Source organism: Haladaptatus sp. DYF46, from assembly GCF_021083305.1.
GTDB lineage: Archaea > Halobacteriota > Halobacteria > Halobacteriales > Haladaptataceae > Haladaptatus.
Genome location: NZ_JAJFAY010000001.1, coordinates 1,129,232 through 1,142,046, shown reverse-complemented (window position 1 = coordinate 1,142,046; position 12,815 = coordinate 1,129,232). Strand labels below are relative to the sequence as shown.

12 protein-coding genes are annotated in these 12,815 nt (G+C 63.6%); 11 read left to right on the top strand and 1 reads right to left on the bottom strand.

Annotated features, from left to right (window positions below; all coding sequences use genetic code 11):
- The first annotated feature begins 20 nt into the window (after nucleotides 1-20).
- From LJF34_RS06385 to LJF34_RS06345, 9 genes are all read left to right on the top strand, one after another.
- Nucleotides 21-287, top strand: a complete 267-nt coding sequence (locus LJF34_RS06385; RefSeq protein WP_231184012.1) for an NADH-quinone oxidoreductase subunit J — start codon at nucleotides 21-23, stop codon at nucleotides 285-287.
- Nucleotides 284-655: a proton-conducting membrane transporter gene (locus tag LJF34_RS06380; RefSeq protein WP_231184011.1), complete on the top strand. Its 372-nt coding sequence runs from the start codon at nucleotides 284-286 to the stop codon at nucleotides 653-655. Before LJF34_RS06385 ends, LJF34_RS06380 begins: the two co-directional genes overlap by 4 nt.
- Nucleotides 655-957 (top strand): NADH-quinone oxidoreductase subunit NuoK, encoded by a 303-nt coding sequence (gene nuoK / locus LJF34_RS06375; RefSeq protein WP_231184010.1) that lies wholly within the window; start codon nucleotides 655-657, stop codon nucleotides 955-957. Before LJF34_RS06380 ends, nuoK begins: the two co-directional genes overlap by 1 nt.
- Before the next feature lie 2 nt (nucleotides 958-959).
- Nucleotides 960-3,005 (top strand): NADH-quinone oxidoreductase subunit L, encoded by a 2,046-nt coding sequence (gene nuoL, locus LJF34_RS06370; protein ID WP_231184009.1) that lies wholly within the window; start codon nucleotides 960-962, stop codon nucleotides 3,003-3,005.
- A complete protein-coding gene (locus LJF34_RS06365) occupies nucleotides 3,006-4,544 on the top strand; it encodes a NuoM family protein (protein WP_231184007.1) in 1,539 nt (512 codons plus the stop codon). It abuts the gene before it with no gap.
- Nucleotides 4,544-6,034: an NADH-quinone oxidoreductase subunit N gene (locus LJF34_RS06360; protein ID WP_231184006.1), complete on the top strand. Its 1,491-nt coding sequence runs from the start codon at nucleotides 4,544-4,546 to the stop codon at nucleotides 6,032-6,034. Before LJF34_RS06365 ends, LJF34_RS06360 begins: the two co-directional genes overlap by 1 nt.
- Before the next feature lie 162 nt (nucleotides 6,035-6,196).
- Nucleotides 6,197-7,411: an MFS transporter gene (locus LJF34_RS06355; RefSeq protein WP_231184004.1), complete on the top strand. Its 1,215-nt coding sequence runs from the start codon at nucleotides 6,197-6,199 to the stop codon at nucleotides 7,409-7,411.
- Nucleotides 7,412-7,565: 154 nt separating this feature from the next.
- Nucleotides 7,566-9,047, top strand: a complete 1,482-nt coding sequence (locus LJF34_RS06350; protein ID WP_231184002.1) for a DHH family phosphoesterase — start codon at nucleotides 7,566-7,568, stop codon at nucleotides 9,045-9,047.
- Nucleotides 9,048-9,191: 144 nt separating this feature from the next.
- Entirely contained in the window at nucleotides 9,192-9,944 is a 753-nt protein-coding gene (locus tag LJF34_RS06345; protein ID WP_231185044.1) for a CBS domain-containing protein, read from the top strand.
- Here LJF34_RS06345 and LJF34_RS06340 read toward each other — a convergent pair whose 3' ends face one another.
- Nucleotides 9,945-10,799 (bottom strand): winged helix-turn-helix domain-containing protein, encoded by an 855-nt coding sequence (locus LJF34_RS06340; RefSeq protein WP_231184000.1) that lies wholly within the window; start codon nucleotides 10,797-10,799, stop codon nucleotides 9,945-9,947.
- A 102-nt stretch (nucleotides 10,800-10,901) separates the two neighbouring features.
- On the opposite strand from LJF34_RS06340, the gene LJF34_RS06335 reads away from it, so the two are divergent.
- Together LJF34_RS06335 and LJF34_RS06330 are read left to right on the top strand one after the other, a co-directional pair.
- Nucleotides 10,902-11,966, top strand: coding sequence for an ABC transporter ATP-binding protein (locus tag LJF34_RS06335; RefSeq protein ID WP_231183998.1), 1,065 nt, complete (start codon nucleotides 10,902-10,904; stop codon nucleotides 11,964-11,966).
- A complete protein-coding gene (locus LJF34_RS06330; protein ID WP_231183996.1) occupies nucleotides 11,963-12,790 on the top strand; it encodes an ABC transporter permease in 828 nt (275 codons plus the stop codon). The genes LJF34_RS06335 and LJF34_RS06330 overlap by 4 nt, the downstream gene beginning before the upstream one ends.
- Nucleotides 12,791-12,815: the final 25 nt, after the last annotated feature.

Sequence of the window (12,815 nt, the reverse complement as noted above, 5' to 3'; positions counted from 1 at the left end):
CGAACCCAAAGGTGACTGAAATGGCATATGAAATGATCGCGTTCGCGTTGTTCGCCATCCTGACGGTGGCGAGTAGCGTGGGCGCCGTCCTGGTGCGGGACGTGTGGCATTCGGCGTTGTTGCTCGGCCTTTCGTTGCTGAGCTTCGCCATCCATTACGTTATGTTACAGGCGGAATTCGTTGCGGCGATGCAGATCCTCGTCTACGTGGGCGGGGTTCTCATCCTGATAACGTTCGCCATCATGCTCACACGTCAATCAAGTACAGAGGAGGTGACTAACGCATGACATCACGGCCGCGAATGCGTGACCCCAGTACGATGCTTCCCGGCGTCGTCGCGGTGGCGCTGTTCGTCATCCTCGCCGTGGTGTTCCTCGGCGCGTCGTTCGGCGACGCAAGCGGCTTCGCGAACGGAGCCAACATCACGGCGAGCATCGGCTATGCGATGTTCAACATCGGAAACGTCGGCGGTGACGCGCTCGTCCAGAGCGAGGGATTCCTCGTCGCGTTCGAGATAATCGACCTCGTGCTCGTCGCGGCGCTGGTGGGTGCAGTGATGCTCGCCACCCGCGACGACGGCGAAAGCAGCGAGAGCGGAACTTCGACGGCGGTCATGGCTGACGGCGGTCGAAACTCCGGAGGTGACGAGGAGTAATGGTACCGGTCGAATACTACCTGTTGCTCTCCGCCGCCGTGTTCTGTTCGGGACTGTTCGGTATCCTGACCCGGAAGAACGCGCTGATGTTCCTCATCAGCGTCGAGTTGATGCTGAACGCGGCGAACATCAACCTCGTCGCGTTCTCCAGCTATCACGGCAACCTGACCGGGCAGACGTTCAGTCTGTTCACGCTGGCGCTCGCCGCCGCGGAAGTCGCAGTGGGAATCGGTATCATCCTCGTGTTGTATCGTAACTTCAACGACGTGGACGTGTCCCAAGCGACGACTATGAGGTGGTAACAATGGCGGCAACAGCATTCCAACTGGCACCGGTAATCGCACTCCTGCCGTTCGTATCGTTCCTGATCGCACTGTTCGGCGGCGAGTACGCCCGCAAGATGCTACCCAAGGGTGGCGCGATTCCGGGCATCGTCGCGACCGCCGGGTCGCTCCTCCTGTCGCTGTGGGTATTAATCACGGTGTCTGGAGGCGAATCCTACCATGAGACCATCGTGTGGGTCGAAGGCCTCGATACCTTCAACCTGCACTTCGGAATCTTCCTCGACCCGCTGTCGGCGATGATGCTCGTCATCGTCTCACTGGTCGCGTGTCTCGTCCACATCTTCAGCCTCGGATACATGAACGACGAGGGCGAAACCGGCCTGCCGCGGTACTACGCCGGTCTCGGCCTGTTCACCTTCAGCATGCTCGCGTTCGTCTTCGCGGACAACCTGTTGATGGCGTTCATGTTCTTCGAACTCGTCGGCCTGTGTTCGTACCTGCTCATCGGGTTCTGGTTCCGCCAACCCGGCCCGCCGAGCGCCGCGAAGAAGGCGTTCCTCGTCACCCGCTTCGGTGACTACTTCTTCCTCATCGGCGTGGTTGCGGTGTTCGCAACTTTCGGCACGGCACAGTTCGCAGGCGACCACTCGTTCGTGCACATGGCGGAACAGGCCCTCGGCCACGGTGAGGGCGCGGGTGGTGCGGGCGAAGTGACCACCCTCTTCGGTCTCGAACCGAAGATGTGGTTCAACATCGTCGGCCTGCTCGTGTTGGGCGGTGTCGTCGGGAAATCGGCGCAGTTCCCGCTCCACACGTGGCTTCCCGATGCGATGGAAGGCCCGACGCCCGTCTCCGCACTGATTCACGCCGCGACCATGGTCGCGGCGGGTGTCTACCTCGTCGCGCGCATGTACGGCTTCTACGCCCTGCTCCCGCAGGTGCTCGCCATCATCGCGTTCATCGGCGGCTTCACGGCGCTGTTCGCGGCGACGATGGGCGTCGTCAAACGCGAAATCAAACAGGTGCTCGCGTACTCCACCATCTCCCAGTACGGGTACATGATGCTCGCGCTGGGGTCGGGTGGCTACGTCGCGGCGACCTTCCACCTGATGACCCACGCCTTCTTCAAGGCGCTCCTGTTCCTCGGAGCGGGGTCGGTCATCATCGCCATGCACCACAACGAGAACATGTGGGACATGGGCGGTCTCAAGGACCGGATGCCCGTGACCTACTGGACGTTCCTCGCCGGTTCTCTCGCGCTCGCGGGCATCTTCCCGTTCGCCGGCTTCTGGTCGAAGGACGAAGTGCTCTACGAGGCGCTCGTCCACGGCCTCGGCGGCAACCCGCTCCTTCTCGGAGCGTACGCGATGGGTCTCGTCGCCGTGTTCTTCACCGGCTTTTACACCTTCCGGATGGTCTTCCTGACCTTCCACGGTGAACCCCGGAGCGACACGGCACGGAACCCGCACGGCGTGCGCTGGAACGTGAAGTTCCCGCTCGTCGTCCTCGGCATCCTCGCCACCGTCATCGGTCTCGTCAACATGACGCTGGTCGCGGAACTGACGGGTGCCCACATCGAGTACCTTCACGCGTGGCTCAACGGACCGGTCAGCGCGACCGGTGCCCACCACTATGAAGAACTCATCAACAGCGCCGCAACGTACGGCGACCCGGCGGAGTTCTCCGGACTCGTTTCGGGCGGCATCTCGCTCGCGTTCGCACTCGCCGGTCTCGGACTGGCGTGGGTGCTCTACAACGTCCCGGAACCCGTCGAACACACGGACAAGTTGGGCAGCGCGAAGACGCTCCTGTTCAACAACTACTACCAGGACGAGTATCAGGTCTGGCTCGCGAACGGGGTCACGCTCCCCATCTCGCGCGCGGCGGACAAGTTCGACCAAGGCGTCATCGACGGCGTGGTCAACGGCGTCTCCAGCGTGAGCCTGTTCGGCGGAAGCCGAGTGAAGCGCATCCAGAGCGGTGTCGTGACGAACTACGCGCTGTTGCTCACGCTGTCGTTCGTCGTCCTGCTTCTCGTCCTCGGCTTCACGGGAGGTTGGTTCTAGATGATAGTCGAAGCACTTCTCGCGGTAACCTTGGTGAGTGCGTTCGCGGTGTTCCTTGCGCCGGATAAGATCGCAGGGAAACTCGCGTTCGTGCTGAGCCTGCTCCCCGCGGCCGGGAGCATCTGGATGTACAGTGCCTTCGACGGCAGCGGGAACGCCCTGCTGGGCGGAACCCTCGCCTTCGAAGAGACGTTCAAGTGGGTCACGTTCGGCCCCTACGCGCTGAACTGGCACGTCGGACTCGACGGCATCAGCATGCCGTTGTTGGTGTTGACGACGGTGCTCACGCCGCTCGCGATTCTCGCGGCGTGGACGCCGATTCAGTCCCGCCAGAGCCAGTTCTTCGGTCTGATGCTCTTCATGGAGATGAGCCTCCTCGGCGTCTTCTCGGCGCTCGACTTCTTCATCTGGTTCATCTTCTGGGAGATGGTGCTGGTCCCGATGTACTTCCTCATCGGTATCTGGGGCGGCCCGCGGCGCAAGTACGCGGCGATCAAGTTCTTCGTGTACACCAACGTCGCCTCGCTGCTGATGTTCATCGGGTTCATCGGCCTCGTCTTCGGACTGGGCGACTCCATCACGTCGCTCGATATGCCCGCCATCGCGATGGCGTTGAACGGCGGGGAGTTGGGAAGCCTCGGCGGCATCAGCGCTGGCACGCTGAAGGCCCTCGCGTTCTTCGCGATGTTCATCGGCTTCGGCGTGAAAGTCCCGATAGTCCCGTTCCACACGTGGCTGCCGGACGCTCACGTCGAAGCGCCGACGCCGGTGTCCATCATGCTGGCGGGCGTCATGCTGAAGATGGGTACCTACGCGCTGCTCCGATTCAACTTCACCATGCTTCCCGGCGTGGCGAAGGACTACGCGTTCATCATCGCCCTCGTGGCGGTCGTGAGCGTCATCTACGGTGCGCTGCTCGCGTTGGCCCAGTCCGACCTGAAGCGTATCGTGGCGTACTCCTCGGTTTCCTCGATGGGGTACGTCATCCTCGGACTCGTCGCGTTCAACATGTACGGCGTCGGCGGTGCGACCTTCCAGATGGTCGCCCACGGTCTCATCTCGGGTCTGATGTTCATGGCGGTCGGCGTCATCTACAACACCACCCACACCCGGATGGTCTCGGACATGTCCGGACTCGCGGACAAGATGCCGGTCACGGTCGCGGTGTTCGTGGCGGGCGCGTTCGGTTACATGGGACTGCCGCTGATGGCAGGGTTCGCGGCGGAGTTCTTCATCTTCGTCGGGGCCTTCAACTCGACGGTACTCGCGGGCAACGCGCTCGCGCTGTTCACGGCGGCGGCGATGTTCGGCATCGTCATCGTGGCGGGCTATCTGCTGTTCGCCATGCAGAGAACGCTGTTCGGGCCGTTCCGGCTCGAAACCGACTACGAGGTCGGGCGCGCGGCGTTCCACGACGTCGCTCCCCTCGTGGTCCTCATCCTGCTGGTCATCCTGCTGGGTGTTCAACCGAACATCTTCTACCACATGATTCAGGACGCCGTGGGTGAAATGGCGCTCCTCGCCGGAGGTGGTGCCTGATGGCGGCACTCGCGTGGCCCGACTGGGCCGCACTCGCGCCCGCCATCGTCCTCGCCCTGACGGCGCTGCTGTTGCTGGTCGTGGACAGCATCTACCCGAACACGCGGGACAATCCGATTCTCGCGGGTATCTCGACCCTCGGCGCGGTCGTCGCGGGCGGTCTAGCGGCGTGGTTCCTCGCCTCCGGTACGGGCGAGAACCCCATCACGCTCTACGGGAGCGCGATGGTCGTCGACACGATGAGCCTGTTCTTCGTGCTCATCTTCACCAGCGTCACGGCGCTGGTCAGCGTCGCGAGCTACGATTACCTGAAGGGCAACTCCTATCAGGCGGAGTACTACTCGCTGGTCGTCCTCGCGGCGACCGGGATGACGCTGATGGCGAGTTCGAACAGCCTCGCCACGGTGTTCATCAGCCTCGAACTGGCCAGCCTCCCGTCCTACGCGCTCGTCGCGGTGCTGAAGAAGAACCGCGGAAGCGTCGAGGCGGGTCTCAAGTACTTCCTCATCGGTGCGCTCTCGTCGGCCATCTTCGCCTACGGTATCAGCCTCGTGTACGGCGTCACCGGACACCTGCAACTGGACCTCATCGCGTCCACGCTCGGAAGCGGTTTCGAAGGTCTGGGCGGCGTCCTCGGTGTCGGCGTGCTGATGGTGCTCGGCGGCTTCGCGTTCAAGACGGCCTCCGTGCCGTTCCACTTCTGGGCACCGGAAGCGTACGAAGGCGCGCCCGCACCGATTTCGGGCTTCCTCTCGTCGGCCTCGAAGGCCGCCGGGTTCGCCGTCGCCTTCCGCGTGTTCGTCACCGCGTTCCCGATCGGCGAGGTCGGCTCCACCATCGACTGGGTGTTGGCCTTCCAGATCCTCGCCCTCGTCACGATGACGCTCGGTAACTTCGCGGCCGCCACGCAGGACAAGGTGAAACGGATGCTCGCGTACTCCTCGATCGGACACGCGGGCTACGTGCTCATCGGACTGGCCGCGCTCACGGGCGGTAACAACGACTGGGTGATGGGCGGTGCGATGCTCCACCTGCTCGTCTACGGCTTCATGAACACGGGTGCGTTCCTGTTCATCGCGCTGGTCGAACACTGGGGCGTCGGCAGGACGTTCGAGGATTACAACGGACTGTCGGAGAAGGCTCCCGTTGCCTGCCTCGCCATGACCGTCTTCCTGTTCAACCTCGCCGGTCTCCCGGTCGGTGCAGGGTTCATGAGCAAGTACATCCTGTTCGGTGCCGCGGTCGGTGCCGGATTCTGGTGGCTCGCCGCGGTCGGCGCGATCAACAGCGCACTGTCGCTGTTCTACTACAGTCGCGTCGTGAAGGCGATGTGGATAGAGGACCCGGAGGGCGACTTCACGATTCGAAGCACGCCGACCGGCCTCTACGTGGCCGTCGTCGCGGCCGCGGTCATGACGGTCGCGTTGCTGTTCGCGTTCGGGCCCGTGGCGGACACGGCGTACAACGCCGCCGCCGCGCTGTTCGCCTGAACGCCACGGAAATTCGTTTTCGCTCCCGTTTTTTGCGTTTCGACGTTTCCCTACGCCCGCTGTCGAGCGACAGCGGAAGGAATTTATCCGGGTCCTCGAAATGCGGCCCATGAACGTCCCTTCGCCCCACGAATCGGCAACGATAGTGAGAGCGCGGGCCCCATGAACCGGCGGAACGGACTGCCGCCGTGGTTCGTCTGCAAATACTATCTGTACCGTGCCACCGTCACGTTCGGATTGATTTGGCCGATTCTCGTCCTGTACCTTCGGAACGAGGGACTCTCGTTCGCACAGATAGCGCTCCTCAACACCGTCGCCATGGTCGTGACGCTCGTCGGCGAACTTCCGGCGGGATACGTCGGGGACCGAATCGGCCATCGAAACAGCCTGCTGACCGGTTCCCTCCTCCTGTGTGCCGCCTGCGTCGGCTTCGTTCTCGCGGACTCGTTCGCGACGTTCGCCGTCGTCTGGATTCTCTGGTCGTTTTCGAACGTGTTCCAGTCCGGGAACGGGGACGCGTGGCTCTACGACATGCTCGACACGCGTGGAGACGGAGACCTGTACACCCACGTCCACGGCAGGGGCGGTGCGGTCAACCTGTGGACGATGGCCGGAACGTCGCTCGTCGCGGGCGGACTGTACGCCATCGACGCGAGCTATCCGTTTCTCGCCAGCGCGGTACTCATCGGATTCGGGGTTCCGGTCCTCCTCTCCTTTCCGGGCGCGAACTCCCATGCCGCCGATGTCGAACCGTTCACCGTCATCGACGCGGTGCCGGTCATCCGTGAGCAACTCCTCTCGCCGTCGCTCCGGTCGTTCGTCCTCTACATGGGCGTCTTCGTCGGCGTCTCGATGACCGCCGAGAACTTCATCCAGCCGATAGCGGTGACGCGGTTGTCGGTTTCCGCGTCGGGTCTCGGACCCCTGTACGCGGGGTTCGCGGTCGTCGGGGCGGTGGCCAGTTCGTACGCCGGTCGAATCGAGACGCGGTTGACGACGCGGGTCGCCCTCATCGCGTTCCCACTGGTGACTGCCGTGGCGTTCCTGCTTCCCCTCGCACTTCCGTTGTTAGCACTCCCCGTGTTCTTCCTCGTGCGAGGGACTCGGACCCTCGCGAATCCGATCGCGAGCGGCTACATCAATCACCGTATCGAGTCGCGCGGCCGGGCGACGGTCCTGAGCGCCGTCGCGATGGTGTACGCGCTGGTTCGAATCCCCATCGAGTTGGCGACCGGTCGGATCGCGGACGGGACGAGTCCCCTGCTCGCCCTCGCGGCGCTCGGCGTGATATTCCTCGGTGGTGCCGTCGGTCTTCGACTGTGGCCCTCGCCGATCGTCGCATCGAACCCGGACGATGGCGGTGCGACGGACGGATAGTCCGGTCGTCCGCCCGCTGAATCGGTGGCCGAACGCGCTCCCTTCGCCGCTCGAAATCCGACGGAAGCGCGCTATAGTGGCGGGTTTTCACGCTTTCGAGCTGTAAGCGGATTCCCAACAAGTTTTAGGTGTCCGACTATGAATCGGGGGTAAGATGGTTTCGCGGCTCATGCTCGGCTGTGGTTCCGTCGGGCATGCCATCGTTGAATCGGTGGCCGATTGGTCCGGGGGTCTCGTCGTCGTCGACGAGAGCGAAAATAGAGTCGAAACGCTCCGCACGGAGGGCCTCTCGGCGACGCAGGGCGACCCCACGGACCCGGACGTCGTCGCGCAACGACCCGAAGTCGATCTCGCCTTCGTTTGCGGGGACGACCCCGAGCGAAACTGGCGGGCCGCACGTGCGGTGCGGGAGGTCCATCCCGACACCTACCTTCTCGTCTATACGGGCGAGGGGCCGTCGAGGGAGAGACGAGCGGACCTCGCCGACATCGCCGACGAGTTGATCGACCCCGGCACGGCGCTCGTCGACCACTTGCTACCGCTGACCGCCGGAGACACCGCGTTTCGAACGCACGAACTTCAGCGAACCCTTCGCGACATCGAGGGCAAACTCGGCATTTTCATGCACGACAACCCCGACCCGGACGCCATCGCCAGCGCGGTTGCGCTGGAGGGAATGGCGGAATCGGTCGGCACCGAGGCCGAAACCTGCTACTTCGGGGCGATTTCGCACCAGGAAAACCGCGCGTTCGTCAACCTCCTCGATTTGAACCTTCGAAACGTCGACGAGGGTGCCGACCTCTCGGAGTTCGGTGGAATCGCGCTGGTGGACCACTCCAGTCCGGGCGTCAACGACCAACTTCCCGAGGAGATGCCGGTCGACGTCGTCATCGACCACCACCCGCCGAACCATCCGGTCGAAGCGCGCTTCGTCGACCTTCGAAGCGGTGTGGGGGCGACGAGTTCGTTGCTCGCGGGCCACCTAGAGCGACTCGATATCTGCCCCGACGAACGGATCGCGACCGGGTTGCTGTACGGTATTCGCGTCGATACGAAGGATTTCACACGCGAGGTGTCCGTTGCGGACTTCGAGGCGGCGGCGTTCCTGCTTCCCCACGCAGATACGAGCATCTTGGAGCGCGTCGAGACGCCCTCCGTCAGCGCCGACACGTTCGAGACGATTTCCCGGGCGATTCGGAACCGGGAACTCGACGGGACGGTACTCGCGAGTTGTGTCGGGGCACTCTCCGATCGCGACGCCCTCGCACAGGCCGCAGACCGGTTGCTCAACATGGACGGCGTGACGGTCACGCTCGTGTTCGGGTTCATGGACGGGACCGTGTACGTCTCCGCGCGCGCACGCGGCACGGACGTGGACCTCGGGGAAACCATGCGCGCCGCGTTCGGACAGATCGGCAGTGCTGGCGGACACGCCGACATGGCGGGGGCACAGATTCCGCTGGGTCTCCTCGGCGAGGTCGAGGACGACGAGGAGGAGTCGCTTTCGACCATCGTAGGGGAAATCATCACCGACCGGTTCTTCGAGACGGTTCGGTCGCGGCCGGGACCCAACGATTTCGACGCGGAGCGCGAGCGGGTCGCGGCGTTCGACATCCAACTGGCCGACGACGAGTGACAGGCGGGAACTTTTTGCCCCACGGGGGCATCGGTACGTTGCATGGACGAGGGCGAGGAGGAAGCGGACCGAAGTGCGGTGTCGCGCGTTCGCATCGCTTCCGACGGCGGAACCGAGGGTATCAAAGCGAAAGTCAAGGAGTACATGACTCGCGACGTGGCGACGGTTTCCCCCGATGCGACCGTCGAAGAGGTCGCCCGAAGGATCGCCGAAAGCGACGGACACAACGGATTCCCGGTGTGTGACGGCCGACGCGTCGAGGGGTTCGTCAGCGCGCGCGACCTCCTGCTCGCGGACGACCGCGAACCGATTTTCAAGGTGATGACGCAGGAACTCATCGTCGCCCATCCGGACATGGTGGTCAACGACGCGGCGCGCGTCATCCTCCGGTCCGGCATCCAGAAACTGCCGGTCGTGGACGACGCGGGCAACCTCGTCGGCATCATCACCAACACGGACTTCATCCGGAGCCAAATCGAGCGCGTGACGCCGGAGAAGGTGGGCAAACTCATGCGGACCCTCGAATCCATCCACGACACGGAGGTGACACAGAGCCGCCGGAAGGTTCGATTGGCCGATCTCGTGCCGACGCAAGGCAAAGTCTACGCCGACGAACTGGAGGGTCGGGTGTACGAGATGGAGCGCGGACTGGCCGAACCGCTGGTCGTCATCGAGAACGGCAACACCCTCCTGTTGGCGGACGGCCACCACCGAGCGAAAGCGGCGGACAGGCTCGACATCGAGGAGATGGACGCGTACATCATCATCACCGACCATCGGGTCGAACTCGGCATGGCCGAGACGGCGCGCAAGGAGGGCCTCGAAACCATCGACGACATTCAGGTCGTGGATTACGCCCGCCATCCGCTGATGGAGACGACGAAGCGGTTGCAGTAGCTACTCTATGTCCACTACGTTCAGTTCCGCGTCGAGCGTCAGCGTCGGCGCGTCGGACGCCTCGCCGACGTCAACGCGAATCCGGTACGGTTCTTCGGACACGACCTCCGTCAGGTCGTCCCAAACGAAGTCGAACGAGAGGACCGGAACCGTCCGAACGTCGATTCCACGTTCGTAGAAGTACGAGACGACAGCGGGATGGCGGATGACGGATGCGGTGACGGGAAGGTGCATTTGTAGCCAACACGACTCACAGCCGAGTTCGGTGACGAGTTGGTCGCTACTGTTTCGGTGTGGTTTATCGATGCACATCGGCCCGCTACAGATGAAACACGTTCCGTCTATCGCCTTCTGTATGTGGTGTTGGGTTTCCTCGTTGGCGAACGCGACTATCTCCGACACCGACCGACCCGCGGCGGCCTGCGGCGGGACGCTCGTTTGGAACAGCATGTCGTGTTCGTCGCACTCCATTTTCACGAACCCGTCCTCGTAGGTTCCCGTTAACGACCGATCGCACCCCGGGCAGTCGTATTCGAGCGTTTCCGACCGCAGTTCCGTTCGTTCGGTGAACGACCCTTCGCGTATCGCGCCGACGAGACGGAGAACCGCGTAGCGCGGGTAGTACTTTTCGTCGCGTTTCACGACGAATCGGTCGCGGAGCTTCGAGAGGTGGTAGTTGAACTGTCCGGCGTCGCGGACGCCGACTGCCCGCCTGAGTTCGGTGAACGAGAGTCCATCGTTCCCCTCGGCGGTCGTCCGTTCGGCGAGCGCCTCGACGATGGCGACGCGCGTTTCGTCGGCGAACAGCGCGAACGCCTCGGACGGGGGGAGGGTGTCGGGGTCGTCGTCGGTCATGCTTGTCGGTTTCCGGTATCGTCGCATAACGCTTTCGTGTCAATTGTGAAACTGAAAGAGCGTTCGGGAAACCGTTATCCCTTCTATCGAACTGATAGGAGTATGAGCGTCGAATCTCCCCGTCCCGAGTCGAAGGCAGACGAGGGATCGGAGACGGACGGCAGGACGGAAACGAGTACGGAGGGGAAATCGGACCCTATCCTCCGCGTTCGAAACCTCCGGAAACGATACGGCGGTGAGTCGGATGGAGTGACCGCCGTGGACGGCGTGTCGTTCGACGTCGACCGCGGTTCCGTCGTGGGACTGCTCGGGCCGAACGGCGCGGGAAAGACGACGATCATCAAGTCGATTCTCGGCCTGATACTGCCCACGGACGGGCGAGTGATGATCGACGGCGTCGACGTTCACGCCGACACGAAGCGCGCCTATCGGCACGTCGGCGCGATGTTGGAGGGCGCGCGGAACGTCTACTGGCGGTTGACCGTCCGCGAAAACCTCCAGTTCTTCGCGGCGCTGGCCGGACAGCGTCCCGCCGCGACCCGCGAGCGCCACGACGAACTCCTCGAGCAGTTCGATCTCGCGGACAAGGCCGACACGCCGGTTCGGGAACTGTCCCGCGGAATGAAAGGGAAGGTGTCGCTCGCCTGTACGCTGGCGCGGAACGTGGACGTCGTCTTCCTCGACGAACCGACCCTCGGGTTGGACGTGGAGAGTTCACTGGAGTTGCGAGCGGAACTCCGGACGCTGGCGGACGAGACGGGCACGACGGTCCTCCTGTCGAGCCACGACATGGACGTCATCGAGGACGTCTGCGACCGCGTCATCATCATGAGCGACGGCCACATCGTCGCCGACGACAGTCTGGACAACCTCCTCGACCTGTTTCGCACGCAGTCCTACGGCGTACAGGTCGCGGGTGAGATACCGTCCGAGTCGCGACGGGACCTCGAACGGCGGTTCGACGCCGCGGACTTCGAGCAGCGCGCCGACCGGGAACGGTTCGTGGTCTCCGTGACCGGCGACGGGTTCTACGAGTTGACCGACTTCCTCCGCGCGAACGACCTCCGCCTCGCGTCGATAACGTCCGTGGAACCGGATTTGGAGGAGGTGTTCCTCAGCATCACTGACGGTGCCGAGGGGGGAGCAAAGGACGGTGACGACCGGTGAGCTATCGGTCCGGGGATTCGACCGTCCGGTCGGAGATGGCCGGGACGACGACGCTCTTCGCGGCCGTCCTCCGAAAGCGGGCGTATCTGCTGGCCCGCTATCCCATGAACACGCTCGCACAGATCGTGACGGTGTATCTGTTCTTCGCAGCCATCTTCTTCGGCGGGAAGGCGGCCGCCGGGAGCATCGGCGGCGCGGGCGCGCTCTCGGACACGTTCGGCGGCCTCATCGTCGGGTGGTTCCTCTGGACGATGGCGCTCACGGCGTACTTCAGCCTCGCATCGAGCGTCACGCAGGAGGCGCAGTGGGGGACGTTGGAGCAATTGTACATGTCCCCCTACGGGTTCGGGTCGGTCATGGCCGCGAGCGTCGTCGCGTACCTGCTGGAGAGCATGCTGTGGGGGGCGATCATCCTCCCGCTGATGCTCGTGACGACCGGCCAATCCCTCGCCGTGGACCTGTTGACGGTCGTTCCGATAGTCGTGTTGACGCTCCTGCCCGTCGTCGGCATCGGGTTCGTTTTCGCCGGTCTCGCGCTGTTGTACAAGCGCATCGAGAACCTCTCGCAGTTGATGCAGTTCGTCCTCATCGGCCTCATCGCGGCCCCCATCGCCGACTCCGAACCGCTCCGCTACCTTCCGTTGGTGCAGGGGAGTTCGATGCTTCAGCGGGCGATGCAGGGCGGCGTCCGCCTGTGGCAGTTTCCGGCGAGCGACCTCGCCGTACTCGTCGTGACCGCCGTCGGGTACTGTCTGCTCGGGTTCTACGCGTTCAAGCGTGCCGCCCGGCGTGCCCGGCGGATGGGCGTGTTGGGTCATTACTGAGCTCCCTCCTCTTTCCCGCGGTTGC